General features: G+C 65.0%; 23 protein-coding genes. 19 read left to right on the top strand and 4 right to left on the bottom strand.

Going from position 1 to position 25,014, the window contains the following annotated elements; genetic code table 11:
• Positions 1-81: 81 nt before the first annotated feature.
• The 15 genes from rpoZ (at position 82) to BJA_RS25465 (ending at position 17,467) form a co-directional block, all read left to right on the top strand.
• The gene (gene rpoZ / locus BJA_RS25535; RefSeq protein WP_008133017.1) at positions 82-474 is read left to right on the top strand and encodes a DNA-directed RNA polymerase subunit omega; all 393 of its coding nucleotides are present in this window, start codon (positions 82-84) and stop codon (positions 472-474) included.
• A 209-nt stretch (positions 475-683) separates the two neighbouring features.
• Positions 684-2,972, top strand: a complete 2,289-nt coding sequence (locus BJA_RS25530; protein WP_011087826.1) for a RelA/SpoT family protein — start codon at positions 684-686, stop codon at positions 2,970-2,972.
• A 44-nt stretch (positions 2,973-3,016) separates the two neighbouring features.
• Positions 3,017-3,769, top strand: coding sequence for a pyridoxine 5'-phosphate synthase (locus tag BJA_RS25525; protein ID WP_011087825.1), 753 nt, complete (start codon positions 3,017-3,019; stop codon positions 3,767-3,769).
• Positions 3,766-4,185, top strand: a complete 420-nt coding sequence (gene acpS, locus BJA_RS25520; protein WP_011087824.1) for a holo-ACP synthase — start codon at positions 3,766-3,768, stop codon at positions 4,183-4,185. The genes BJA_RS25525 and acpS overlap by 4 nt, the downstream gene beginning before the upstream one ends.
• A 249-nt stretch (positions 4,186-4,434) precedes the next feature.
• A complete protein-coding gene (lepB, locus tag BJA_RS25515) occupies positions 4,435-5,199 on the top strand; it encodes a signal peptidase I (RefSeq protein WP_011087823.1) in 765 nt (254 codons plus the stop codon).
• On the top strand, positions 5,196-6,017 hold the full coding sequence (gene rnc, locus BJA_RS25510) for a ribonuclease III (RefSeq protein ID WP_011087822.1): 822 nt from the start codon (positions 5,196-5,198) through the stop codon (positions 6,015-6,017). The genes lepB and rnc overlap by 4 nt, the downstream gene beginning before the upstream one ends.
• A complete protein-coding gene (era, locus tag BJA_RS25505; RefSeq protein ID WP_011087821.1) occupies positions 6,007-6,933 on the top strand; it encodes a GTPase Era in 927 nt (308 codons plus the stop codon). Before rnc ends, era begins: the two co-directional genes overlap by 11 nt.
• 21 nt (positions 6,934-6,954) lie before the next feature.
• Complete coding sequence (locus BJA_RS25500; protein ID WP_011087820.1) at positions 6,955-7,335, top strand: hypothetical protein; 381 nt, start codon at positions 6,955-6,957, stop codon at positions 7,333-7,335.
• A gap of 137 nt (positions 7,336-7,472) precedes the next feature.
• Positions 7,473-8,225 carry a DNA repair protein RecO gene (recO, locus tag BJA_RS25495; protein WP_011087819.1) on the top strand — a complete coding sequence of 251 codons (753 nt, stop codon included), beginning with the start codon at positions 7,473-7,475 and terminating at the stop codon, positions 8,223-8,225.
• A gap of 100 nt (positions 8,226-8,325) precedes the next feature.
• Positions 8,326-8,610: a hypothetical protein gene (locus tag BJA_RS25490; protein WP_028171610.1), complete on the top strand. Its 285-nt coding sequence runs from the start codon at positions 8,326-8,328 to the stop codon at positions 8,608-8,610.
• 61 nt (positions 8,611-8,671) lie between these two features.
• Positions 8,672-10,927: a DNA topoisomerase IV subunit A gene (parC, locus tag BJA_RS25485; protein ID WP_011087818.1), complete on the top strand. Its 2,256-nt coding sequence runs from the start codon at positions 8,672-8,674 to the stop codon at positions 10,925-10,927.
• A gap of 256 nt (positions 10,928-11,183) precedes the next feature.
• On the top strand, positions 11,184-12,734 hold the full coding sequence (locus tag BJA_RS25480; RefSeq protein ID WP_011087817.1) for an ABC transporter substrate-binding protein: 1,551 nt from the start codon (positions 11,184-11,186) through the stop codon (positions 12,732-12,734).
• 4 nt (positions 12,735-12,738) lie between these two features.
• A complete protein-coding gene (locus tag BJA_RS25475; protein ID WP_011087816.1) occupies positions 12,739-14,283 on the top strand; it encodes a GMC family oxidoreductase in 1,545 nt (514 codons plus the stop codon).
• Positions 14,284-15,706: 1,423 nt separating this feature from the next.
• Positions 15,707-15,889: a hypothetical protein gene (locus BJA_RS25470; protein ID WP_162494116.1), complete on the top strand. Its 183-nt coding sequence runs from the start codon at positions 15,707-15,709 to the stop codon at positions 15,887-15,889.
• Positions 15,890-16,396: 507 nt separating this feature from the next.
• Complete coding sequence (locus BJA_RS25465; protein WP_011087814.1) at positions 16,397-17,467, top strand: c-type cytochrome; 1,071 nt, start codon at positions 16,397-16,399, stop codon at positions 17,465-17,467.
• 25 nt (positions 17,468-17,492) lie between these two features.
• Here BJA_RS25465 and chrA read toward each other — a convergent pair whose 3' ends face one another.
• Both chrA and BJA_RS25455 read right to left on the bottom strand, forming a co-directional pair.
• The gene (gene chrA / locus BJA_RS25460; RefSeq protein ID WP_011087813.1) at positions 17,493-18,878 is read right to left on the bottom strand and encodes a chromate efflux transporter; all 1,386 of its coding nucleotides are present in this window, start codon (positions 18,876-18,878) and stop codon (positions 17,493-17,495) included.
• Entirely contained in the window at positions 18,878-19,696 is an 819-nt protein-coding gene (locus tag BJA_RS25455; protein ID WP_028171619.1) for a chromate resistance protein ChrB domain-containing protein, read from the bottom strand. Before BJA_RS25455 ends, chrA begins: the two co-directional genes overlap by 1 nt.
• Positions 19,697-19,902: 206 nt before the next feature.
• Between BJA_RS25455 and dmeF the strand changes: the two genes are divergently transcribed.
• The 3 genes from dmeF (at position 19,903) to BJA_RS25440 (ending at position 22,187) form a co-directional block, all read left to right on the top strand.
• Positions 19,903-20,862 (top strand): CDF family Co(II)/Ni(II) efflux transporter DmeF, encoded by a 960-nt coding sequence (gene dmeF / locus BJA_RS25450; RefSeq protein ID WP_028171620.1) that lies wholly within the window; start codon positions 19,903-19,905, stop codon positions 20,860-20,862.
• 87 nt (positions 20,863-20,949) lie between these two features.
• Positions 20,950-21,780, top strand: coding sequence for an N-acyl homoserine lactonase family protein (locus tag BJA_RS25445; protein WP_011087810.1), 831 nt, complete (start codon positions 20,950-20,952; stop codon positions 21,778-21,780).
• A 32-nt stretch (positions 21,781-21,812) separates the two neighbouring features.
• Positions 21,813-22,187 carry an EamA family transporter gene (locus BJA_RS25440; RefSeq protein ID WP_011087809.1) on the top strand — a complete coding sequence of 125 codons (375 nt, stop codon included), beginning with the start codon at positions 21,813-21,815 and terminating at the stop codon, positions 22,185-22,187.
• On the opposite strand, the gene BJA_RS25435 is transcribed toward BJA_RS25440, so the two are convergent.
• Positions 22,184-22,375, bottom strand: coding sequence for a hypothetical protein (locus BJA_RS25435; protein ID WP_038966343.1), 192 nt, complete (start codon positions 22,373-22,375; stop codon positions 22,184-22,186). The two genes, BJA_RS25440 and BJA_RS25435, sit on opposite strands and share 4 nt — an antisense overlap.
• A gap of 31 nt (positions 22,376-22,406) precedes the next feature.
• Positions 22,407-23,564 carry an MFS transporter gene (locus BJA_RS25430; RefSeq protein WP_011087808.1) on the bottom strand — a complete coding sequence of 386 codons (1,158 nt, stop codon included), beginning with the start codon at positions 23,562-23,564 and terminating at the stop codon, positions 22,407-22,409.
• Between the two features lie 177 nt (positions 23,565-23,741).
• Between BJA_RS25430 and BJA_RS25425 the strand changes: the two genes are divergently transcribed.
• Complete coding sequence (locus BJA_RS25425) at positions 23,742-25,001, top strand: adenylate/guanylate cyclase domain-containing protein (protein ID WP_011087807.1); 1,260 nt, start codon at positions 23,742-23,744, stop codon at positions 24,999-25,001.
• Positions 25,002-25,014: the final 13 nt, after the last annotated feature.

The following is a 25,014-nucleotide window of genomic DNA, read 5'->3' as shown; positions in this document are numbered from 1 at the left end:
GCCTTGCGAAATTGTCTTGGCCCCTATAACTAGCCCCAATCATCCACATATTTCGTCCCACCCACAACGGAGCGACAGTCCATGGCTCGCGTCACCGTAGAAGATTGCATCGACAAGGTCGATAACCGGTTTGACCTGGTCCTGCTGGCCGCCCACCGTGCCCGCATGATTTCGTCGGGTTCACAACTAACGGTTGACCGCGATAACGACAAGAACCCTGTTGTGTCTTTGCGTGAAATTGCCGACACGACCATCTCGCCGGAGGACCTCCGCGAGGAGCTGGTGCACTCGCTCCAGAAGTTCGTCGAGGTCGACGAGCCCGAGCCGGATACGGTGCCGCTGATCGGTTCCGCCGGCGCCAGCGTCGATGCGGACGATACCGAAGTTGCCGTTGAGCGCATGACCGAAGAGGAGCTCCTGAAGGGCCTCGAAGGCCTCGCGCCGCCGGAAGAGCAGCCCGAGGAAGACGAGTAGATCGTCCCGTCGCAATCGCCGAATTCTTGTGATCTTATCAGAGGCCCGAACCTGCGTTCGGGCCTTTGCTTTTGTTGGCGTTTTCGTGGTTACCATAGTGTTGCCGGTTCGCGCCGCGCACCTGTCACCGAATTGATCGGACGCGCGTCGGATCGGAGCTAAGATGTATACAACGGGCCGCCTTGAGGTCCGTTTGAAGGCAGGACGGCATGGTGTATCGACGCCGCAGATCAACGCAGATGCAGGCCGCAACCGAATCGGTTGCCGTGGCCCCGACTGCGCCGGTGGCGCGCCCGGCCAAGCCGCGTGCGCGCATGATGCGTCAATATGACCTCGTCGAGCGCGTCAGGTCCTACAATCCCAACACCAACGAAGATCTGCTGAACCGCGCCTATGTCTACGCCATGAAGGCGCACGGCTCGCAGACGCGGGCCTCGGGCGATCCGTATTTCTCGCATCCGCTCGAAGTGGCGGCGATTCTCACCGACCTGAAGCTCGACGACGCCACCATCGTGGCCGCGCTGCTGCACGACACGATCGAGGACACCGAAGCGACGCGGGCCGAGATCGACCAGATCTTCGGACCCGAGATCGGCGCGCTGGTCGAGGGCCTGACCAAGCTGAAGCGGCTGGAGCTGGTGTCGCGCGAGGCCAAGCAGGCCGAGAACCTGCGCAAATTGTTGCTGGCGATTGCCGACGATGTTCGCGTTCTCCTGGTGAAGCTCGCCGACCGCCTGCACAACATGCGCACGCTGGAATTCGTGCCGCCGGAATCGCGCAGGCGCATTGCCGAGGAGACCCTCGACATCTACGCGCCGCTCGCGGGCCGCATGGGCATGCAGGAAATGCGCGAGGAGCTTGAGGACCTGTCCTTCCGCACGCTCGACCCCGAGGCCTATTCGGTGGTGATGCAGCGGCTCGACGCGCTCGCCGAGCGCAACCGCAATCTGATCGGCGAGATCGAGGCCCAGCTCTCCAACAATCTGCGCCACCGCGGCCTTGGCGCGCGGGTTTATGGCCGCCGCAAGAAGCCGTTCTCGATCTGGACCAAGATGGAGCGCAAATCGGTCGGCTTCGAGCAATTGTCCGACATCTTCGGCTTCCGCGTCGTCGTGAACGACATCGAGGCCTGCTACCGCGCGCTCGGCATCGTCCACACCACCTGGCCGGTCGTGCCGGGGCGTTTCAAGGACTACATCTCGACGCCGAAGCAGAACGACTACCGCTCGATCCACACCACCGTGATCGGTCCGGGCAACCAGCGCGCCGAGCTCCAGATCCGTACCGAGGCGATGGACCAGATCGCCGAGCGCGGTATCGCCGCGCACGTGTTCTACAAGGAAGGCGCGGGCTCGCCGACCGAATTCCTCAAGCGCGAATCCAACGCGTTCGCCTGGCTGCGGCACACCGTCGGAATCCTCTCGGAGAGTGCCAACCCCGAGGAATTCCTCGAGCACACCAAGCTCGAGCTGTTCCACGACCAGGTGTTCTGCTTCACCCCGAAGGGCAAGCTGATCGCGCTGCCGCGCCACGCCAACGTCATCGACTTTGCCTATGCGGTGCATACCGACGTCGGCAACAGCGCGGTGGGCTGCAAGATCAACGGCAAGTTTTCGCCGCTGTCCTCGGAGCTCCAGAACGGCGACGAGGTCGAGGTGCTGACCTCGGAGGCGCAATCGGCGCCGCCGTCCGCCTGGGAGACGCTCGCGGTCACCGGCAAGGCGCGCGCCGCGATCCGCCGCGCCACGCGCACCGCCGTGCGCGACCAATATGTCGGTCTCGGCCGGCGCATCGTCGAGCGCCTGTTCGAGCGCGCCAAGATCGAATACGCCGACGACAAGCTCAAGGGTGCGCTGCCGCGGCTTGCGCGCACCTCGATCGAGGACGTCATGGCGGCTGTGGGGCGCGGCGAGATCAAGGCCTCCCACGTCGCGCGAGCGATGTATCCCGACTACAAGGAGGAGCGCGTCGCCCGCTACGGCATCAAGAAGGGGCTCGCCGCCAAGCTCAAGGAGAAGGTGGTCTCCGAGCCGCCGCGAACCCCGGTCGCGATCCCGATCCGCGGCATCAATTCCGACCTGCCGGTGAAGTTCGCGCCGAACGGCGGCGCGGTACCCGGCGACCGCATCGTCGGCATCGTCACGCCGGGCGAGGGCATCACCATCTACCCGATCCAGGCGCCGGCGCTGAAGGATTTCGAGGAGGAGCCCGAGCGCTGGCTCGACGTGCGCTGGGACATCGAGGACACCGCGCCGCAGCGCTTCCCGGCCCGCATCAGGGTCGAGAACGTCAACGAGCCCGGCGCGCTCGCGCAGATCGCGACCGTGATCGCCGAGCACGACGGCAACATCGACAACATCAGCATGCAGCGCCGCTCTCCGGACTTCACGGAGACGACGATCGATCTCGAAGTCTACGACCTGAAGCACCTGAGCGCGATCCTGGCCCAGTTGCGCGCGAAGGCGGTCGTCGCCCGCGTCGAACGTGTTAATGGATAGGCGTCTTTCGTATTCGCCTGTCCTTCGAATTTGTGAGCCTTGCAATGCCCGCTTCTCCGCTCCGCCTCGGCGTCAATGTCGACCATGTCGCGACCCTGCGTAACGCGCGCGGCGGCCGCAATCCCGATCCGGTGCGCGCCGCCCTGCTGGCGATCGAGGCCGGCGCCGACGGCATCACCGCGCATCTGCGCGAGGATCGCCGCCATATCCGCGACGAGGACATGGCGCGGCTGAAGGCCGAGATCTCCAAGCCGCTCAATTTCGAGATGGCGGCGACCGACGACATGATGCGCATCTCGCTCGCCACCAGGCCGCACGCGGTGTGCCTCGTGCCGGAGCGCCGGCAGGAGGTGACGACCGAGGGCGGACTGGATGTCGTCGGCCAGCACAATGCGCTCGCGCCCTACATCGCCCGGCTGAACGATGCCGGAATCCGCGTCTCGCTGTTCATCGCCGCGGACCCCGCGCAGATCGAGATGGCGGCGCGGCTGCGCGCGCCCGTGATCGAGATCCACACCGGCGCCTGGTGCGATGCCGTCGTCGACGGCCACACCGAGAAGGCCGACGCAGAGTGGAAGCGGATCGTGGCGGGTGCGAAGCTGGCGAAGGACGCGGGGCTGGAGGTTCACGCCGGCCACGGGCTCGACTATGCGACGGCGGAGACGATCGCAGCTCTGCCCGACATCATGGAGCTCAATATCGGCTACTACATGATCGGCGAGGCGCTGTTCGTCGGTCTCGCCGAGACGGTGCGCAGCATGCGCGCTGCGATGGACCGCGGCCGGAGCCGGGCATGATCATCGGCATCGGCTCCGACCTGATCGACATCACCCGCGTCGGCAAGGTGATCGAGCGCCATGGCGAACGCTTTCTCGACCGCATCTTCACCGCGGCCGAGCGGGCCAAGGCGGAGCGGCGCGCCAAGAACGAGAAGATGGTGGTGGCGACCTACGCCAAGCGCTTTGCCGCCAAGGAGGCCTGCTCGAAGGCGCTCGGCACCGGGATCAGGCGCGGCGTCTGGTGGCGCGACATGGGGGTGGTCAACCTGCCGGGTGGACGGCCGACCATGCAGCTGACCGGCGGCGCTCTGGCCCGGCTCCAGGCCCTGACGCCGGATGGCTTCGAGGCGCGGATCGACGTGTCGATTACCGATGACTGGCCGCTCGCACAGGCCTTCGTCATCATTTCGGCCGTTCCGCTGGCCAAGTCCTGACCGTTCCCAGGTCATTTTATAATTCTTGTTAAGAATCAATATCTTATGCAGTTTTGATGCGATCCTTGATTGCGTGGCCTCCGACAACCGTCTAAAAGTCCGCGGACGCAAATCAGGCTGGGCGAATTCGGCTTTACGCCGGAATTGGCCCTCATTATCAGAATCAGGACAATCTCCTTGGGCCGCGAAGCGATGGGCTGTTCGCGGGAGGAGGGCGCTCTGTGACCGCCGGCCGGAATTGAGAGAGCAATGAGCGTGACTTCGGGAACGAAAACTGAAAGCGGCGTCGGCGAAACGATCCGGGTCGTGATCCACGCTCTCCTGATCGCGCTCGTGATCCGCACCTTTCTGTTCCAGCCCTTCAACATCCCGTCCGGCTCGATGAAGGCGACGCTGCTGGTCGGCGACTATCTGTTCGTCTCGAAATATTCCTACGGCTATAGCCACTACTCGATCCCGTTCTCGCCGCCGCTGTTCTCGGGGCGGCTCTGGGGCTCGGACCCGAACCGCGGCGACATCGTCGTGTTTCGCTTGCCGAAGGACGATTCCACCGACTACATCAAGCGCGTGATCGGGCTTCCCGGCGACCGCGTCCAGATGAAGGACGGGCTGCTCTACATCAACGACACCCCGGTCGAGCGGCAGCGCATGAGCGAATATGTCGGCGAGGATCCGTGCGGCTCCGAAGGCGGCGGCATCTCCCGGGTGAAGCGCTGGAAGGAAACGCTGCCGAACGGCGTGTCCTATGAGACGCTGGACTGCGCCGACAACGGCTACATGGACACCACCAACGTCTACACCGTGCCGGCCGGCCATTTCTTCATGATGGGCGACAATCGCGACAATTCCACCGACAGCCGCTTCCTCGGCCAGGTCGGCTACGTGCCGCAGGAGAATTTGATCGGCCGAGCCCAGATGATCTTCTTCTCCATCGCCGAAGGCGAGCATGCCTGGATGTTCTGGCGCTGGCCGTGGGCGGTGCGCTGGAATCGCTTCTTCAAAATCGTCCGATGAAAGACGAAGCCAAGGACATCACGACCCAGCCGACCGAAGCGCAAGCCGCTCCTGACGGCGAAGCTGTGACCAAGACGCCTGCCAAGAAGAAGCGGGCGCGGAGCAGCAAGGCCAAGGGCACGGATGCGAACGCGGCGCTTGAGGCGCGCATCGGCCACAGCTTCGCCGACCCGAACCTGCTGATGCAGGGGATCACGCATGTCTCGGCGCTGAAATCCGGGCGCAAGCGCGGCGACAGCTATCAGCGGCTGGAATTCCTCGGCGACCACGTGCTCGGGCTCGTCGTGTCCGACATGCTCTACCACGCCTTCCCGAACGCCGACGAAGGCGAGCTGTCCAAGCGCCTTGCCGAACTCGTGCGCAAGGAGAGCTGTGCCGACGTCGCCAAGTCGCTCGGGCTGCTCGACGACATCAAGCTCGGTTCGGTCGGCCCCAGCGCCGACGCCCGCCTGCGCAAGAGCGTGCTCGGCGACATCTGCGAAGCCGTGATCGGCGCCATCTTCCTCGACGGCGGCCATGCGGCGGCGGCCGAATTCGTCAAGCGCAACTGGACCGAGCGCATGCACAAGCCGCGGCGTCCGTTGCGCGATCCCAAGACCGTGCTCCAGGAATGGGCGCAGGGGAAGGGCCTGCCGACGCCTGTTTACCGCGAGGTCGAGCGCACCGGCCCGCATCACGATCCGCAGTTCCGCGTCGCGGTGGACCTGCCGGGACTGGCGCCGGCGGAAGGTATCGGCGGCAGCAAGCGCGCGGCAGAGAAGGTGGCGGCCTCGGTGATGATCGAACGTGAAGGTGTTGGCGGCGGCAATGACGGTTGAAGCAAGCGGCGAGGCGCCCGCCGCGACGCGCTGCGGCTTCGTTGCGCTGATCGGCGCACCGAATGTCGGCAAGTCCACGCTGGTCAACGCGCTGGTCGGCGCCAAGGTCACGATCGTCTCGCGCAAGGTGCAGACCACGCGCGCGCTGATCCGCGGCATCGTCATCGAGAACAACGCGCAGATCATCCTGGTCGACACGCCCGGCATCTTCTCGCCGAAGCGCAGGCTCGACCGCGCCATGGTCTCGACCGCCTGGAGCGGGGCGCACGACGCTGATCTCGTCTGCGTGCTGCTCGACGCCAAGACCGGCATCGACGAGGAGGCCGAGGCGATCCTCGCCAAGGCGGCAAGCGTCAATCACGACAAGATCCTGGTGATCAACAAGGTCGACCTGGTCCAGCGCGAGAAGCTGCTGGCGCTGGCGCAGGCGGCCAACGAGCGCATGCCGTTCGCCAAGACCTTCATGATCGCGGCAATCTCCGGCGACGGCGTCGACGACCTCCGCTCGACGCTTGCCGAGATGGTGCCGCCGGGGCCGTTCCTCTATCCCGAGGACCAGATGTCGGACGCGCCGATGCGGCACTTGGCGGCCGAGATCACGCGCGAAAAGATCTATCGCAAGCTGCACCAGGAATTGCCCTACCAGTCCACGGTCGAGACCGACAAGTGGGAGGAGCGCAAGGACAAGTCGGTGCGCATCGAGCAGACGATCTTCGTCGAGCGCGAAAGCCAGCGCAAGATCGTGCTCGGCAAGGGCGGCGCCACCATCAAGTCGATCGGCGCGGACTCGCGCAAGGAGATTAGCGAGATCCTCGGCGTGCCGGTGCACCTGTTCCTGTTCGTCAAGGTGCGCGAGAACTGGGGCGACGATCCCGATCGCTATCGCGAGATGGGCCTGGAATTTCCCAAAGAATAAGCAAGAACAGATCGGTATCCGATGAGCGTGCCCACGAACGTCCGGCGCTTCGAAGCGCTGCTCTATGCGTCGTTGATGCTGGATGCGCTGTCGGTTGCGGTGCAGGACCGCACGCCCAATGCCGAGATGACCGAGCAGATGATCATGACGGCGACCCTGCTCGCCGGCGGCATGATCCTGCTGCTGGTCTATTTCGTCTGGCTGGCTGCGCATTGGCGCAAGAACTGGCCGCGCTGGGTGCTGGCCGCAGCCCTGGTGCTGTCGGTGATCTCGCTCGGCCAGATCATCGGCGAGAAGGGCATGGAGCTCGACAGCGCCATCGAGATCGTCTCCTGCGTGCTGACCACGATGGGCCTGTATTTCTCCTTCAGCGGCGACGCGCAGGGCTGGTTCAACGCGTGAGGTTTTGCGCGGTGCCGTAGGGTGGGTAAAGGTGCGCCCTTGCGCGCCGTGCCCACCACGATCGCGGTGGATCAAAATTGGTGGGCGCGCTTCGCTTTGGCCACCCGACGGTCGCTCAAAATGCTAGAGTCCCTTCAATGGAATGGACCGACGAAGGCATCGTGCTGGGGGTGCGGCGGCATGGCGAGAGCAGCGCCATCGTCGAACTGCTGACGCGCGCGCACGGCCGCCATCTCGGTCTCGTGCGCGGCGGTGCCGGCTCGCGGATGCGGCCCTTGCTGCAACCGGGCAACAGCGTTAGCGCGGTGTGGCGGGCGCGGCTCGACGAGCATCTCGGCACCTACGCGGTCGAGGGCCTGAAGCTGCGTGCGGCCACGCTGCTGGCCTCGTCCCACGGCGTCTACGGCGTCACCCATCTCGCCTCGATCGCGCGGCTCCTTCCCGAGCGCGATCCGCACGAGGAGATATTCGGGCTGCTCGAACATTCGCTCGACGATTTCGACGACATCGGCAGCGCGGCCGTACACGTGATCCATTTCGAGCTGGCGATGCTCGCCGAGCTCGGCTTCGGGCTCGCGCTGGACAACTGCGCGGTGACCGGGGAGACCACGGACCTTATCTACGTTTCGCCGAAATCCGGCGGCGCGGTGTCGCGCGGCGCGGGCGAGCCATGGCGCGACCGGCTGCTGCGCCTGCCGCCGTTCCTGCGCCACGGCGAAACCGCGACCGAGCTCACCGACCAGGATCTTCAGGACGGTTTTCGGCTGACCGGATTGTTCCTGCTGCGCCACGTGCTGGAGCCGCGCGGGCAGGTCCATTCCGACGCGCGGGCCGGCTTCATCAATGCCTTGACGCGGCAGCAGGCGAGGGCGGCGATCCCGGCGCCATGACGTCAGCGCGCCTCTGTATTGTCTGATCAGATGGCATGTCCCGGAACCAAATCGGGTTTCCTGGATTGGCCCGTGGGGTTCCAACCCGGGGATAAACCTGATGCTGATTAAGGGACTTATTGTGTCGGCAGCGCTGATTGCGCTGGCGCCGGACGCCCTCGCAGGCGAGCAAACAGGACTGGTTCGCCGTGCCTCCTGCACGGTCGTCAGGTTCTATGTAGCCAAATATTCGGCAGCAGCCGCAGAGGCATGGGCCCGGTCCAAGGGCGCGACGGAAGCAGAGATCGAGACTGCCCGGCGCTGCCTGACCAACGCGCCGACCACCACACAGGCCCAAAATCGCCAGGCCACCCAGACCGTGACCGCCGGCTGGGCGGGGCAGTAAGCCGCCCACAGGGAACCAATCCATCCTTGCCCGATTCGCTTCCACGGTTTAACCGGGCGGCATGGGAAAACGATTGATTCCGCCGGAACCGGCCGAAATCCATGAGGTGCCGCTGCGTGAGGCGCTGGAAGAGCGCTATCTCGCCTATGCGCTCTCCACCATCATGCACCGCGCGCTGCCGGACGCACGCGATGGCCTGAAGCCGGTGCACCGGCGCATCCTCTACGGCATGCGCCTGCTCAGGCTCGACCCCGGCACGGCCTTCAAGAAATCCGCCAAGATCGTCGGCGACGTGATGGGCTCGTTCCATCCGCATGGCGACCAGGCGATCTACGACGCCATGGTGCGGCTCGCGCAGGATTTCTCCTCGCGCTACCCGCTGGTCGACGGCCAAGGCAATTTCGGCAATATCGACGGCGATAACCCCGCCGCCTACCGCTACACCGAAGCGCGCATGACCGATGTCGCGCGGCTTCTGCTCGAGGGCATCGACGAGGACGGCGTTGAATTCCGTCCCAATTACGACGGCCAGTCGAAGGAGCCGATCGTCCTGCCCGGCGGCTTCCCGAACCTGCTCGCCAACGGCGCGCAGGGCATCGCGGTCGGCATGGCGACCTCGATCCCGCCGCACAATGCCGCCGAGCTCTGCGACGCGGCGCTGCATCTGATCGAGAAGCCCGACGCGAAATCCAAGGCGCTGCTGAAGTGGGTGAAGGGCCCGGACTTTCCGACCGGCGGCATCTGCGTCGATTCCAAGCAGGCGATCGCGGAGGCCTACACGACCGGCCGCGGCTCGTTCCGCGTCCGCGCCAGGTGGGAGCAGGAAGAGGGCGCACGCGGCACCTGGGTCGTCGTCGTCACCGAGATCCCCTTTCTGGTGCAGAAGTCGCGCCTGATCGAGAAGATCGCCGAGCTTCAGGATCAGAAGAAGCTGCCGCTGGTCGGCGATGTCAGGGACGAGTCGGCCGAAGACGTCCGCATCGTGATCGAGCCGAAGTCGAAGAACGTCGATCCGGCGCTGATGATGGAATCGCTGTTCCGGCTGACCGAGCTGGAAAACAAGATTCCGCTGAACCTCAACGTGCTGATCAAGGGCCGCATCCCCAAGGTCGTGGGGCTCGCGGAGTGCCTGCGCGAATGGCTCGACCATCTGCGCGACGTCCTGATCCGGCGCAGCAACTACCGCAAGGCGCAGATCGAGCATCGACTGGAAGTTCTCGGCGGCTTCCTGATCGCCTATCTGAACATCGACAAGGTGATCAAGATCATCCGCACCGAGGATGAGCCGAAGCCGGCGCTGATGAAGGCGTTCAAGCTCACCGAGGTGCAGGCTGAGGCCATCCTCAACATGCGGCTCCGCTCGTTGCGCAAGCTCGAGGAAATGGAGATCCGCACCGAGGATAAGAACCTCCGCAACGAGCTCAAGGGCATCAATGCGGTGCTCGCCTCGGAAGCCGAGCAGTGGAAGAAGGTCGGCGAGCAGGTCGGCAAGGTCCGCGACATGTTCGGGCCGAAGACGCCGCTCGGCAAGCGCCGCACCACCTTTGCCGATGCGCCCGAGCACGATCTCGCCGCGATCGAGGAGGCCTTCGTCGAGCGCGAGCCGGTGACGGTCGTCGTGTCCGACAAGGGCTGGATCCGCACCATGAAGGGGCATGTCGAGGATCTCTCGGGCCTTGCCTTCAAGCAGGACGACAGGCTCGGCTTCGCGTTCTTCGCGGAGACGACCTCGAAGCTGCTGCTGTTCGCCACCAACGGCAAGTTCTACTCGCTCGATGTCGCGAAACTTCCGGGCGGCCGCGGTCACGGCGAGCCGATCCGCCTGTTCATCGACCTCGAGCAGGAGGCGGCGCCCGTCGCGCTGTTCGTCAACAAGGGTGGACGCAAATTCCTGGTCGCGAGCCACGAGGGTCAGGGCTTTGTCGTCAACGAGGACGATTGCGTCGGCACTACCAAGAAGGGCAAGCAGGTCCTCAACGTCGACATGCCGAACGAGGCACGCACGGTCACCGAGGTGGTCGGCGACACCGTCGCGGTCATCGGCGAGAACCGCAAGATGCTGGTGTTCCCGCTCGACCAGATCCCGGAGATGGCCCGCGGCCGCGGCGTCCGCTTGCAGAAGTACAAGGACGGCGGTCTCTCCGACGTCGTCGTGTTCGACGCCAAGGCCGGCCTGACCTGGAAGGACTCCGCGGGCCGCGAATTCTCCGCGACCATGAAGGAGCTCGCGGAGTGGCAGGGCACCCGCGCCGACGCCGGCCGCCTGCCGCCGAAGGGTTTCCCGAAATCGAACAAGTTCGGCCGGGGGATCGAGTAGGGGCTGCGACTGCCTGCTACAACGCCGTGTCATGCCCCGCGAAGGCGGGGCATCCAGTACGCCGCAGCCTCTCGGCCGAACCACAATCGTCTCTGGAATACTGGATCGCCCGCCTTCGCGGGCGATGACACCGACGGTGTAGCCCGCAAACGCTTGGCAGATAGCCGTGAGCGCATACGTGCCTCCGTTGATCGGGCACGAACATTGCTTTTTCCTGGCGACTGCAAACGACAAGTCAAAAGGCAAATAAGCAACAATGTTCAAGCCAAAGTCATTCATTCCGGCGCTGTTCGCCCTCGCGCTGGTTGCCGGGCCCGCGCATGCAGCGGGCAATCTCGTCGCGGTGCTTGAGGCGGAGATCGTCACGCTCGATCCGCATTTCTCCACGGCCTATATTTCGCGCACGTTCGGCTACATGGTGTTCGACACGCTGTTTGCGAAGGATTCCAAAGGCGAGATCAAACCGCAGATGGTGCAGGACTGGAAGGTCTCGCCCGATGGCTTGACCTACAGCTTCACGCTGCGCGACGGCTTGAAGTGGCATGACGGCCAGCCGGTCACGGCGGCCGACTGCGTCGCATCGCTGCGCCGCTGGGGTACCCGCAGTGCGCTCGGCCGCCGCATCTTCGCGATCACGGCCTCGCTTGAGCCGACGGACGCCAAGACGTTCGTGCTGACGCTGAAGGAGCCGTCCGGCCTCGTCATCGACGCGCTCGGCAACCCCGTCAGCCCGGTCGCCTTCATGATGCCCGAGCGCATTGCCAAGACGCCCGGCGACCAGCGCATCACCGAGATCGTCGGCTCCGGCCCGTTCGTCTACAGCAAGGCCGATCACCGCACCGGCGACCGCATGATCCTGAAGAAGTTCGCCGACTATGTGCCGCGCCCCGAGCCCGCCGACTTCCTCGCCGGCGGCAAGCGCGTCAATGTCGACTCGCTCGAGATCCGCGTCATTCCGGACGGAGCGACCGCGGCTTCCGCGCTCCAGGCCGGCGAAGTCGATTTCATGCAGTACGCGCCGTTCGATCTGCTGCCGACGCTGGAGAAGAACTCCCGCGTGAAACTGCTCAATTTCACCGGCGGCAACATGTTCGCCGGCGCCTACCGCCTCAACGCGGCGTCGAAACCGTTCGACGATCCGGCGATCCGGCGCGTGCTGTGGAAGCTGGTCGACCAGCGCGAAGTGCTGGATGCGCTCGGCCTCGATGCCAAATACGCCACGCCCTGCGCGACCTTCTTCACCTGCGGCACCACCTATGACAGCAAGGCCGGCACGGAAGCCGCCGCAAAGCCGTCGATCGAAGCGGCGCGCGCCGCGCTGAAGGCGACGAAATATGCCGGCGAGCCCGTGATCGTCATGGAGGCGAACGACCTCGAAGCCCCGCGCGTCTCGGCGCAGGTGCTGGCCGAGCGGCTGAAGCAGGCCGGCTTCAACGTCGATCTCCAGGTGATGGACTGGGCGAGCGTGCTGGCGCGCCGTGCCAAGAAGGAGGGCTGGAGCGTCTATGGCGTTCACGCCGGCGGCTTCGATCTCGGCTCGCCGCTGACCAACGTCATGGTGGCGTTCAACTGTGCCGACTTCACCGGCTGGCAATGCGATGCGCGCATCACGCCACTCATGGAAGCCTTCGCCAAGGCGCCTGCCGAGGAGGATCGCAAGACAATCGCGGCCGAGATTCAGACGGTGATGTACGATCAGGCGCCCGGGATTCCCTGGGGCCAGTTCGCCCAGCCGGCGCTTTATCGCGCGACGCTGCGCAATCTGATACCGTCCGCCATCCCGGTGTTCTGGAACGTTGAGAAATAGCGCGATGTACGATGTCATTGTTGTCGGCGGCGGCTCCGCCGGCGCCGCTGTTGCGGCGCGGCTCTCCGAGGATCCCGCAAGGCGCGTGCTGCTGCTCGAAGCGGGTCTCGACTGGCGCGCTGATGAAGCGCCGTGGGAAGTGAAGACGCCCAATCCGATCCCGATCATCCACAAGCGCGAGTACCAGGAAAAATGGCAGTGGCCTGATCTGCTGACGCGCCGCGTGGCGGGGCAGGAGCCGCGCTTCTATTGGCGCGGCAAGGGGCTGGGCGGCTCGTCGATGATGAACGGCCAGATCGCGATCCGCGGCGTTGCTGACGCCTTCGACGAATGGGCGGCCAATGGTTGCACCGGCTGGTCGGCGAAAGAGGTGATGCCGCTGTTCTCGGTGATCGAGGACGACATGGAATTCGGCCACACCGAGGGACATGGACGCGGCGGCCCGCTGCCGGTCTATCGCGCGCCACCTGAGAAATGGGGCCCGATCGATCGCGGCTTGCGCGATGCGGCGCTGGCCAGCGGCTATCCCTGGTGCGCCGACGTCAACGGCCCTGACGGCGAGGGTGTCGCCTGTTATCCCATCAACAGCCGCGACAGCCGCCGCATCACGACCAATGAGGGGTATCTCGAGCCCGCGCGCGGCCGAGCCAATCTGGAGATCCGCGGTCATGCGCTGGTCGATCGTGTGCTGATCAGCGACGGCCGCGCGACCGGCGTCCGCGTCCTCATCGAGGGGCAGGGCACGAGCGACATCGGTGCGCGCCAGATCGTGCTGTGCGCCGGCGCGATCCACAGTCCGGCGATCCTGCTGCGCTCGGGCATCGGCCCGGCCGAGGAACTGAAGGCGATGGGGATCGCCGTCGCGCGCGATCTGCCGGTCGGCCGCCACTTCTTCGACCACCCGCTGTTTCGCGCCACGATCCAGCTCCGCGAAAACCTGCGGCCGACCGATCCGGACACTCGCCACACCAATTGCTGCGTGACCTATTCCTCGGGCCTCGCCAATGGCGGCAAGCGCGACATGATCCTGATTGCGTTCAACCATCGCGGCATCGGCGTGCCCGGGGCGATCGGCGCCGGGCTGTTCAACGCCTATTCTCGCGGAACGCTCAAGCTCGCCTCGACCGACCCCAGTATCGATCCCGTTGTCGAGGAGAACATGCTGGCCGATCCCCGGGACATGCTGCGCATGATGGATGCGGTGAAGCGGCTCGCGGTGATTACGTCCCAGCCGGCGCTTTCCGGCATCGCCGACTGGATCCGGTTGACCGACACGGATCTGACCTTGCCGCAAGCCGCGGCCTTGCCGGATCACGAACTCGACGCCCTGCTGCGCCGTGAGACCGGCGACATCCAGCACGCCGCCGGCAGCTGCCGCATGAGCGGCGTCAACGACGCCGATGGCGTCGTCAACCCTGATGGCACGGTGAAGGGCATCGCGGGCTTGCGCGTCGCCGATGCATCGATCATGCCGTCGGACTGCCGGGCCAACACCCACTTCACGACGGTGGTGATCGGGGAAGCGATCGCGCGGATGATGATGCGGTAGTTGTCACAATACAGGTGTCATGCCCCGCGAAGGCGGGGCATCCAGTACTCCGAGGCACCAGTGGGTTCGCACAATGTCCGCCGCGCAGTACTGGATCGCCCGCCTTCGCGGGCGATGACAGTGAGAGTGGGGCTAGACTTGCCGTCGTGCCAATACACGTTTCAAACAGCGGGCGAGCGTTCGCATTCTCGCGGCGGATATCACCCGAGTTTTGCTTCTCGCGCGTCCTCGCAGAGACAAGGGCGCAGGGAAGGCCGGGCGCCGGCTGGCACCCGCAAGTCCGTGCGCCACAAAAAATGCACACGGGGTGGACTACAGGTCTCGCCGGATCGCCCGGCCTTCCCTGCGCGAATGGTTTTAACGGTGTCCTTCGTGCTCTCCCCGGGGAGCGATGCACTATTGCCCCCGTCGCCTCACGGATGGCTGATGCGCGCGTCCGGTCGGACCGCAACATCACCGCAAGACTTGACGCACAGACCCCGGGCGTCAGGACCACACGACTTCTCCGTCCGCGCACGTCTTCGCTGGGAATCCGAGAGGTGGCGTGTGCTCGCTCCCGAAGCCATGCGAAGACGCTGTCAGCGCCAGGTCGTATGCGCAAGAGCCATTGCTCACGGTGTCCCGCCCTGCAATGCCGATCGCGCCCGACGCCGTCGCGTCCATCGCTGCCCGGCCTGCGGTTCGTGACGATCGCGATCCGCCCCTTGTCTCAGGCCAGGGTGTTTCGCATGTACGACAAATCCGAATTTCGGTAAAGTGGAATATTTTCGGGGCCGGAGCTTGACACGTCGTGAGATCACGCGGCGCGGCTGTATTGCCCGACAGGCAATCGTCGGCGGGGGCGTAGGTGACGAGCTTTCGGCCAGAGGGCGATGAAATGGCATACGGTCTTTGGATTTTTGCAATAGGACCGTTTGCAATCTCATTCAGATGAGTAAGGCCACCGCTGTTTTTCCGCGCGTTATTCCGCTCCTGGCCCTTAGCGGAGCCTTCGCGATACAGTGCTCTACGGCAGCTTTTGACCCAACTGAGACATGAAAGGGACGCTTAAGCTTGAGTTGCACAGTCGCGTCAGATCCGATTGCCCCAGAACCTATGTAACAATACGTAGTCCCATTCTTTCTTGATGCGGCCGTCACAATAGTTAGGTAGCGTGGCTTTATCGTCGGCCTGCCCGGCTACCGATGACTGTGAGCAGAAGACTCGCGCCCTCGACTCAGCGTGAGCCCCTATGCCCAAAAACTCTCCGCGCCCGATCTGCCCGAAATGCGGCAAGCCGATGCACTTCGTGATCGTCAAAACAGGCGGTCGCAAGTTTCGGTGTATTAAGTGCGATGACATCGACCCAATGCAGATCCCAGAAGTTCAAGCATGGACCAAAAGCGAATTGCACCCGCCGAAAACGACATGATTTGGCCGACCGATGCAATATCAAAAAATAGAATACACGATAGTTCAAGCCGCCAATCCTTTTGGCTGGAAATGGTCGTTTGAGCGAGAAGGCCGCCCGCCGAAAACTGGCACTTCATGTGATCGTGCAGGGGCAGTTTTTGCCGCCGAATGGGCGATCAAGCAAGCTCTCAAAGAGAAACGCTATTCAAAATAAGATCGGCGGAGTTGGCCGACTTCTCGGATGTCGCCTGTTGGCCCGTCGCTTCCGTCGACGCGATGAAGCTGCATGTCGGCTCGTAAAAGGCTGCGGCCGAGCGCCAAGCCGACGCTTCGCAACCTGCTGGTGGAAGAAGAGGCCAAGCTTGCCAATTGGCATAAGAAAAAACCGAAGTGGTAGGGCTCGCGGGGAGTGAGCAATTTTGCTCAGACGCGACGATGCGGATATGCAATTCGTGCCACACTGGGGTTTTGCAAACCCACCCGGGGCTGGGAAGCCGCTGCCCGCGACACAGATTAAGCGGGCGGCGCTTTTTCCATGGAGTAAGGCCGCCTCGGTTCGAAGCCTCCTTCAATTGACGGCGAACATGTCGCCTTCTGGCCCTTAGCGACCCTTCGAGGCGCCCCGTGTCGAAGTCTGCTGTTGATCCAGACCGGACCAGGCACCCAAATCCCTAATTGACGCCAGCTTATCCCGGTCCTTGAATGCTTCCGGGAGGGCCTAATGGAGGAACGCCTGCCCGCAGATTTCTGCGGCACTGCTTCGCGAGCGGCCGATCTTCACGCTGTCGGCTTCGAAGGTCGAGGTCCGCCGATGCGCATGGAGGTCTTAGCCATGAGGATTTCTTCAGCGCTTTTCGCCCTTTCGCTGACGTCGCTTGCTTCAGCGGGTGCGCCTGCACAAGGCCAAGACGGCCCGCCAGCATGGGCCTATCCGGTAAACCCGCCGAATTTCCAACGCGCCCCCGACGACGGTACGATCCGGCGAGTCCCCGACAGCGCCGCCGGTTTTACGCTCACGCAACTGCGCGATCTGTTCGCCGCTCCCGACTGGCACCCGGAAGACCATCCGGCGATGCCTGAGATCGTCGCAAAGGGGAGAACGCCTGACGTGTTCGCGTGCGGCGTCTGCCACAGGGCAGACGGACCGGGCGGCCCTGAGAATGCCAGCCTGTCTGGCTTCTCCGCGGAATACATCATCCAGCAAACGGTGGAGTTCAAGACGGGCCTGCGCATGAATTCGGTGCCCCGCGTCGCCACCGACCTGATGATCAAGACGTCCAAGGCCATCACCGATCAGGAACTCAAGGAGGCTGCGAACTATTTTGCGTCAATCAAGCCGAGATCGAACATTGCGGTCGTAGAGACCGACACCGTCCCGAAGACACATGTCAGGGACTTGTTCCTGGCGCCGATGGACGGCGGCGAGAAAGAGCCCATCGGCCAGCGCATCATCGAGATTCCGGAAAACGTGGAACACTTTCTCAGCCGGGACTCGCGCGCTCGTTTCATCGCCTATGTCCCGGTTGGCAGCATTAAGAAAGGGCGGGCGTTGGCGGCGAGCAGCGACCTCCGCGTCCAGTGCGCCGCCTGTCATGGTGCCGACCTCAAAGGGACTGCCGTGGCGCCAGGGATTGCGGCCCGTTCGCCCACGTACATGTTCCGTCAGCTTTACGACTTCAAGTCGGGCGCGCGGAAGGGCGCCAATAGCGACGTCATGAAACCGGCTGTTGAAAACCTCGGCATCGACGACATGATCGCGCTGGTCGCCTACACGGCGTCGCTCATGCCTTGACGTTTCCAGGCTGCTCGTACACGCCCTAGATCACCCCCACCAGCCGCAGCGCCACGCCTGCGGCGCAGCTCCCCGCCAGCACTGTGAGCATGCCGAGCTTGAAGCGGAAGATCGCGGTTGCGGCTGCGACCGACAGCACGAGCGCTGGAATGTCGACGCTGGTCAGCACCGGCATGTCGAAGTTCAGCGGGAAGGCGTGCACCGGTACGGTCTCGCGGAACAGCGTGTGCAGCGCGAACCAGATCGAGAGGTTGAGGATCACGCCGACGACGGCGGCAGTGATCGCGCCGAGCGCGCCGGCAAGGCCGGTGTTGCCGCGCAGGCGCTCGATATAGGGGGCGCCGACGAAGATCCAGAGGAAGCAGGGCGTGAACGTGACCCAGGTCGCGAGCAGGCCGCCAAGCGTTGCCGCCAGCATCGGCGACAGGCCGCTTGGATCGCGATAGGCCGCCATGAAGCCCACGAACTGGAGCACCATGATCAGCGGACCCGGCGTGGTCTCGGCCATGCCGAGGCCGTCGAGCATCTCGTGCGGCTTCAGCCAGTGATAATGCTCGACCGCCTGCTGGGCGACATAGGCCAGCACCGCGTAGGCGCCGCCGAAGGTGACGAGCGCCATCTTCGAGAAGAACAGGGCGATCTGGCTGAACACGTTGGCCTGGCCGAGCGCGGCGAGCAGGGCAACTACCGGCACCAGCCACAGCGCAAGCCACAGCGCGCCCACGCGGATCGCGCGGCCGGTGTCGGGTTTGATGTGATCGGGCACGGCGTCGCCGAGCATGCTGTCGATCACGGCGCTGCTGCCGCCATGACCGTGACCGGCCGGAGCAAATTCCGGACGGCCCTGTCTGGCGCCGATATATCCGATCAGGCCGGCGGCGATGATGATGATCGGGAAGGGGACTGCGAAGAAGAAGATCGCGACGAAGGCGATAGCCGCGAGCGCGATCATGATGCGGTTCTTCAGCGCGCGCTTGCCGACGCGCACCACGGCCTCGACGACGACGGCGAGCACGGCGGCCTTCAGGCCGAAGAACAGCGCCTCGACGAAGCTGACATTCCCGAAAGCCGCGTAGATGTAGCTGAGGGCCATGATGGCGATGATGCCGGGCAGGATGAAGAGCCCGCCCGCCATCAGCCCGCCGGCGGTGCGATGCATCAGCCAGCCGACATAGGTCGCAAGCTGCTGCGCCTCCGGCCCCGGCAGCAGCATGCAGTAGTTCAGCGCATGCAGGAAGCGGCCTTCGGAGATCCACTTCTTTTCTTCGACCAGGATGCGGTGCATCACCGCGATCTGGCCCGCGGGCCCGCCAAAGCTCAGGCAGGCGACGCGCAGCCAGACGCGGAAAGCTTCATTGAAGCTGATGCCGTGACCGGCATCAGCTCCTGATTGAACGTTACGGGTATCCATTACGCCTTCACTTTGTTGGTCGGCCAGTTGTGGGTCTCAGCCGTGGCGTCGCGGCACCAGCGGTAAAAGGCGTCGTAGAGCAGCAAGCCGGCCTCGAGCTGTTCGAGGTCGTCGTCATACATCCGCGACAGCCCGAGCGACGCCGCGAGCAGTCCGGGGGCCTCCGGCGCCAGATCAGGCCGCGCGGTGTCGGCGCCGCGCACCAGCGTTGCGAGCCGGAGCAGGGCCGGGGTGGCGATCCCGAACTCCTCGATCATGACGTCGAAGGTGCAGAGCTCGCCGCGGTGGCTCCAGAACACGTTCTCGATGTCGAACGGGGCTGCATTGAACCGCTCGCCGACCGCGACCACTTCGGACGGCGCCACATACAGGAACACCGCGTTGGGATCGACGAAGCGGCGGATCAGCCAGGGGCAGGCGATACGGTCGACCTTCGGCCGCGCCCGGGTCACCCAGACGGTGCGTCCCTTGGCGTCGCGGGGCGGCAGCTTGCGGGTGTCGAGGAGCGGCAGCTTGGCCTCCTTCCAGCCCTCGAAACCGCCGTCGAGCGTCTCGGCCTGAACGCCAAGCTGGCGGAGCCAGGCCGCGGTGCCCTGCGCAAGCTTGGCGCCGCGCAGGCAGGAGACGATGACGGAGCGGCCCGCGAAGGCGGCGCCCCAGTCGGGAACGTTCTCGTGGCTGAGCCTGATGGAGCCGGGGATCAGCCGCCGGTCGGCGGCAAAGTCCTCCTCGGTCCGCACGTCGATCAGGACAGGAGCGTTGGCCGTGCCGATCAGGCGCGCCAATTTATCGGATGATATGGTCGTGAATGTAGACATGATGCGTCCTCGCATAAACCAAACGGGACGCGATACTTGGGCATGTCGCCTCGTGGGGAGATCGCTCAAATCCCCATGAGCCGCATTACAACGAAACCGCGCCAAGCTGTCAACCGCCGGTTTTGCCGCTAATGAGCGTTAGAAAGATGTGCTGCCGGGGCCTATATTGGCCCCTTGCGGATTCTGTTTTCCGGAGAGTTGAGCCGATGCATTCCCATTCCATCGAGCAATGGACCCATGACCACGCTTTCCTGGGCGAGAAGCACGACGAGAACGAGCGGCGCACCTGGCTCGTGGTGGTCCTGACGCTGGTCATGATGGTCGGCGAGATCGTCGCCGGCTCGCTGTTCGGCTCGATGGCGCTGCTCGCCGACGGCTGGCACATGGGCACGCACGCAGCCGCGCTCGGCATTGCCGCGTTCGCCTACCGCTTCGCGCGCCGGCACCTGGGCAATGCGCATTTCACCTTCGGCACCGGCAAGTTCGGCGATCTCGCCGCCTTCTCCAGCGCGATCATCCTCGGCCTGATCGCGGTCGAGATCGCCTATGAGAGCGTGCTGCGGCTCTTCACGCCGGTGCCGATCGTCTATGGCGAGGCGATCGCGGTCGCTGCGCTCGGCCTTTGCGTTAACCTCGCCAGCGCGTGGCTGCTGCGCGGCAGCCACGATCATCACCATCACGGCCATGACCACGGCCATGCGCATGATGAACACGACGATCATGACCATCACCACCATCGTCATCACGACAACAATCTCCGCGCCGCCTATGTCCACGTCATGGCGGATGCCGCGACCTCGTTACTCGCGATCGGCGCGCTCGCGGTGGCGATGTATTCGGGATGGGTCTGGGCCGATCCGGCCGTCGGCCTGATCGGCAGCGTCGTGATCGCGAGCTGGGCGTTCGGCCTGATCAAGAGCTCTGGCGCGGTGCTGCTCGACGTGCGCGCCGACGAGAAGCTGGAGCGGGTGATCCGGGCACGCATGGAGGTCGGCGAGGATCGCGTCACCGACCTGCATCTCTGGCAGGTCGGCCCCGGCCATTGTGCCGTGCTGGTGTCCGTGGTGTCGGACAAGCCGAAGCAGCCGGCCGTCTACAAGAAGCGGCTCGCCGGGCTGAAGGGCCTCAGCCACGTCACGGTCGAGGTCGAGACCTGCCCGCACTGACGTGATCGGCGGGAGCGGAATTCTGCGGCGCGGCCGGGGTTGATCCTCGGTTGTAGCTTCCCAAACGCTTGCCAAGGAGGACCAAGGATGACGTCCAGGATCAAGCTTGCTTTTGCCGCCGCCGCTCTCGCCTTGTTCAGTCATGCAGCGATGGCCCAATCGGAAAAGCCCGGCGTCGAAAGGCTCTACGTCCTCAATTGCGGTGAGGGAACCGCCGGCGACATCTCGCGCTGGACGCCCGGTTTGAACGAGGGCAAGTCGATGGACTTCGTCGACAGCTGCTATCTCGTCAAGCATGCCAAGGGCTGGTTCCTGTGGGACACCGGCATCGCCGATTCCGTCGCCGCCATGCCCAATGGGCTGGTGCCCGCCGATCCCAAGGCCGTGACCTGGCGGCGGCCGAAGACGCTTGCCGCCCAGCTCGAACAGCTCGGCGTCAAGCCCGACGACGTCAAGGCGATGGCCGTTTCCCACACCCATCCCGACCACTCCGGCAATGTCGAGCTGTTCCCGCAGGCCGTGCTCTACGTGCAGAAGGCCGAATATGACTGGCCCGGCGCCAACAACGAGCCGCGCTTCAAGCCTTCGCATCCCGTCGAGCAGCTCGCGGGTGACAAGGACGTGTTCGGCGATGGCAGCGTGACCATCCTGTCGACGCCCGGCCATACGCCGGGACACCAGTCGCTGCTGGTGAAGTTGCCGAAGACCGGTGCGGTGATCCTGTCCGGCGATGCCGTGCACTTCAGGGATAATTGGGATAACCGCCGCGTGCCCAGCATGAACGTCAACAAGGACCAGAGCGCGGCCTCGATGCAGAAGATCGCCGATACGCTCTCCAGGGAGAAGGCGCAGCTCTGGATCAATCACGACAAGGCCCAGCGCGACAGCCAGAAGATGGCTCCGGAGTTCTACGACTAGCTTCTCCTACCCGCTTGCTGCCACACTACAACGTGTTGTCGCGCCCGCTGATGCAGCGATCGAGCGCGCTCGGCTTTCTCACGGTCGGCATGGGCGCGGGCGCCGTCGTGCTGGTGCTGGCGGGGCTCGTGAAAGGCAGCTTTGCGGCGCTCGATCACTTCACGACGGCGCAGTGGATCGCCGGCATCTATCTCGGTGCCGGCGGCGGTGCGTTCGCCTTCATCCTCTGGGTCATGGCGCGGGCGACGCCGACCCGGGTCGCCAATACCATGACGGTCAATCCGATCGCCGCGACCTTGCTGGCAGCGCTGCTGATCGGCGAGCCGATCACGGCAAATCTCCTGGTCGGGCTGCTCGCCGTCTTCGCCGGAATCTGGATTGCGACCAGCGAGGCGAAGCCCGCCTAGCTGCGCGGCGCGGTCGCTGCGGGAGGGCTCGCCTCCGGCGTCTTCTTCGGCTTCAGCGTGCCGGCATAGAACGACAGCAGCCACACCAGCATGACGGCAAGGAGATAGACGACCCAGGCCTGCGGCGGCGTGGTCGCCCAGCGCAGGAGGCCCTTGAATGTGCGGGGCGGGCTGTTGTCTTCGGTCATGGCCCGCTTGTGCGCGAAAGCGGCGGTGCGGTCAATCGGGCCGGCGCTCGGCGCGGATCAGGAACAGCGCCGCCAGCGCCGAGAGGCTCAGCGCGGAGGAGACCATCAGCACCTTGGCGCCCATGACGTCGATGAGGAGGCCGAACGCCAGTGGCGCCACCGCCTGTGCCATCCGCGCCGGCGCGCCGATGATGCCGAGGCGGTAGCCGAAATCCTTCGGCCCGAAGATCGACAGCGGCAGCGTGCCGCGGGCGATCGTCAGGATGCCGTTGCCCGAGCCGTGCAGCAACGCAAACGCGCTCGCCGCGGCGCCGCCGAAGATGGCGACGACGGCAGCTCCAATCGGATGGGTCACGCAGGCCAGCCGCGTCGACCACAGCGGATGAAAGCGGCTCAGAACGCTCGCTTCGAGGATGCGCGCGAGCACTTGCGCCGGACCGATCAGTGCGCCGGCCGCGATCGCCTCGACATGGGTCGCGCCGGTTGCCTCCACGATGCGCGGGAAATGCACCGCCATCGCGCCGGTGACGGTCCAGGCCGCGGCGAAGACGAAGGCGAGCAGGATCATGGTGCGGTCGAGCGGCACATGCGGCTTCGCGGCCGTCGCCGCCGCCTGCTTGGCGCCCTTGATCGCCGGCAGCATGAAGAAGTTGAGGGGCAGGCCGATCAGGATGTTGGCGGCGGCCCAGGCAAAGCAGGTCTCGCGCCAGCCGATATGGGCGAGGCCCCAGGCGGTGAGCGGCCAGCCGACGGTGGAGGCGAAGCCCGCCATCAGCGTGATGCCGGTGATGGGCCTGCGCGCCTCGGTGCCGTAGATGCGGCCGAGCGCGGCGAAGGCGGCGTCATAGAGCCCCATCGCCATGCCGATGCCGAGTACGAGCCAGGCGACCGCCATCACCAGAACGGATTGCGACAACCCAAGGAGCACGAGGCCGGCGGCCATGGTCAGGTTCGAGGCGGACAGCACCTGCCGTCCGCCGACGAGATCGATCTGCCGCCCGATCCGCGGGCCGAGCATCGCGGAGATCACCAGCGAGGCCGAGAACGCGCCAAAGATCCAGTTGGAGGAGACGCCAAGGTCATGCGCCATGGGATCGGCGAGCAGGGCCGGCAGATAGTAGCTGGAAGCCCAGGCCAGGGTCTGCGTGGTGCCGAGCGCCAGGATGATCGGGAGCTGGCGCTGGCTCATCCGCGCGTGCTTCCGATTCTGGCCGACAAAGTCATCATCGCCGGCATTTGCCGCCGGCGCAGCGAGTGCGTCAACCGTGATCGCGGCATATTCGACCTGCAAGGGACGGGAGCCTTGCGCATGGCTCGCGCGAGGCTTGCGCCTTTCGCTCGTCACGAATGCACGGCATAATGGCGCATGCAATTGACCTCGCGCCTCGCGCTGATGAACTGGCTGACCGGCCAGGGGCTCACGGGCCTGCCCGAAAACGAACTGCTCCGCGGGTTCTGCGAGCGCTGCCGCGCCGAGGGCCTGGAACTCTCGCGCGCCCTCGTCGTCATCGACACGCTGCATCCGATCTATGAGGGCCGCGGTTTCCGCTGGAGCGACCGGGCGAGCAACGAGAGCGACGCGTTCGAATACGGTTCGACCGCCGAAGGCGATGCGGCCCAGCACTGGCGCCGCTCGGTGTTCTTCCACATGCTCGAGCACGGCCACGACGAGATGGTGATCGATCTCGCCGACGCGCCGTCGCTGGATTTCTCGCAGATCGGCGAACTCGCCGAGAAGGGCCATAAGCATTATCTCGCTTTCGTGCACCGCTTCGGCGAGAACGGCGCGCTCGGCCTGATGGATTGCCTCTATTCCTGCTGGACCACGCGCCGCGACAGCGGCTTCAGCGAAGCCGAGTTGGAGTCCCTGCGCGATCTCGTGCCGGTGCTGGGGCTCGCGATCAAGTCGGCGCAGCAGGTCGATATCGCGCGCACGCTCGGGCGCGTCTATCTCGGCCGCGGCGCCTCCGAGCAGGTGCTGGGCGGCCGCATCTCGCGCGGCGTCACCGAGCGCATCAAGGCAGTGCTGTGGTACTCGGATTTGCGCGGCTCGACCGGGATCAGCGAGAGCATCGGTCCCGACGAGATCATCCCGTTTCTCAACGACTATGCGCAGGCCGTGATCGATGCGATCCACGATGCCGGCGGCGACGTGCTGAAGCTGATCGGTGACGGTGTGCTCGCGATGTTCACCGGCGAGGACATGGCGCATGCGCGACGTGCTGCGCTCCGCGCCGAGCATCTGTTCCGCCAGAACGTCGCAGCGCTGAACAAGCGGCGGGAGGCGGACGGCCGTCCCACCACGTCGGCTTATATCGGGCTGCATGTCGGAGAGGTCTTCTACGGCAATATCGGCAGCGAGGATCGGCTCGATTTCACGGTGGTGGGTCCGACGGTGAACGAGGTCAGCCGCATCGCCTCGATGAGCCGCTCGGTCGATCGCGAGCTGTTGGCGTCGGCGGAGTTCTACAAGGGGCTCGATGCCGCCGGCCGCCGCTATCTCGTCTCCACCGGCCGCTACGCGCTGCGCGGCATCGGCCGCGCGCAGGACCTCTACACGCTCGATCCGGAGGTTGACGCCAGCGAGCCGGTGACGGGGAGCTATGAGCGGTATCTGGCGAGTTAGGCATCACTCCCTC

The sequence above is a fragment of the Bradyrhizobium diazoefficiens USDA 110 genome (assembly GCF_000011365.1).
Taxonomy (GTDB): domain Bacteria; phylum Pseudomonadota; class Alphaproteobacteria; order Rhizobiales; family Xanthobacteraceae; genus Bradyrhizobium; species Bradyrhizobium diazoefficiens.
Note: the sequence above shows the minus strand (reverse complement) of the source record. Positions and strands in the feature narration are given on the sequence as shown.

Excerpts from the sequence above, each read along its gene's own strand:
- rpoZ (WP_008133017.1), top strand. The coding sequence starts at position 82 with ATGGCTCGCGTCACCGTAGAAGATTGCATCGACAAGGTCGATAACCGG.
- BJA_RS25530 (WP_011087826.1), top strand. The coding sequence starts at position 684 with ATGGTGTATCGACGCCGCAGATCAACGCAGATGCAGGCCGCAACCGAA.
- BJA_RS25525 (WP_011087825.1), top strand. The coding sequence starts at position 3,017 with ATGCCCGCTTCTCCGCTCCGCCTCGGCGTCAATGTCGACCATGTCGCG.
- acpS (WP_011087824.1), top strand. The coding sequence starts at position 3,766 with ATGATCATCGGCATCGGCTCCGACCTGATCGACATCACCCGCGTCGGC.
- lepB (WP_011087823.1), top strand. The coding sequence starts at position 4,435 with ATGAGCGTGACTTCGGGAACGAAAACTGAAAGCGGCGTCGGCGAAACG.
- rnc (WP_011087822.1), top strand. The coding sequence starts at position 5,196 with ATGAAAGACGAAGCCAAGGACATCACGACCCAGCCGACCGAAGCGCAA.
- era (WP_011087821.1), top strand. The coding sequence starts at position 6,007 with ATGACGGTTGAAGCAAGCGGCGAGGCGCCCGCCGCGACGCGCTGCGGC.
- BJA_RS25500 (WP_011087820.1), top strand. The coding sequence starts at position 6,955 with ATGAGCGTGCCCACGAACGTCCGGCGCTTCGAAGCGCTGCTCTATGCG.
- recO (WP_011087819.1), top strand. The coding sequence starts at position 7,473 with ATGGAATGGACCGACGAAGGCATCGTGCTGGGGGTGCGGCGGCATGGC.
- BJA_RS25490 (WP_028171610.1), top strand. The coding sequence starts at position 8,326 with ATGCTGATTAAGGGACTTATTGTGTCGGCAGCGCTGATTGCGCTGGCG.
- parC (WP_011087818.1), top strand. The coding sequence starts at position 8,672 with ATGGGAAAACGATTGATTCCGCCGGAACCGGCCGAAATCCATGAGGTG.
- BJA_RS25480 (WP_011087817.1), top strand. The coding sequence starts at position 11,184 with ATGTTCAAGCCAAAGTCATTCATTCCGGCGCTGTTCGCCCTCGCGCTG.
- BJA_RS25475 (WP_011087816.1), top strand. The coding sequence starts at position 12,739 with ATGTACGATGTCATTGTTGTCGGCGGCGGCTCCGCCGGCGCCGCTGTT.
- BJA_RS25470 (WP_162494116.1), top strand. The coding sequence starts at position 15,707 with ATGCAATATCAAAAAATAGAATACACGATAGTTCAAGCCGCCAATCCT.
- BJA_RS25465 (WP_011087814.1), top strand. The coding sequence starts at position 16,397 with ATGGAGGAACGCCTGCCCGCAGATTTCTGCGGCACTGCTTCGCGAGCG.
- chrA (WP_011087813.1), bottom strand. The coding sequence starts at position 18,878 with ATGGATACCCGTAACGTTCAATCAGGAGCTGATGCCGGTCACGGCATC.
- BJA_RS25455 (WP_028171619.1), bottom strand. The coding sequence starts at position 19,696 with ATGTCTACATTCACGACCATATCATCCGATAAATTGGCGCGCCTGATC.
- dmeF (WP_028171620.1), top strand. The coding sequence starts at position 19,903 with ATGCATTCCCATTCCATCGAGCAATGGACCCATGACCACGCTTTCCTG.
- BJA_RS25445 (WP_011087810.1), top strand. The coding sequence starts at position 20,950 with ATGACGTCCAGGATCAAGCTTGCTTTTGCCGCCGCCGCTCTCGCCTTG.
- BJA_RS25435 (WP_038966343.1), bottom strand. The coding sequence starts at position 22,375 with ATGACCGAAGACAACAGCCCGCCCCGCACATTCAAGGGCCTCCTGCGC.
- BJA_RS25430 (WP_011087808.1), bottom strand. The coding sequence starts at position 23,564 with ATGAGCCAGCGCCAGCTCCCGATCATCCTGGCGCTCGGCACCACGCAG.
- BJA_RS25425 (WP_011087807.1), top strand. The coding sequence starts at position 23,742 with ATGCAATTGACCTCGCGCCTCGCGCTGATGAACTGGCTGACCGGCCAG.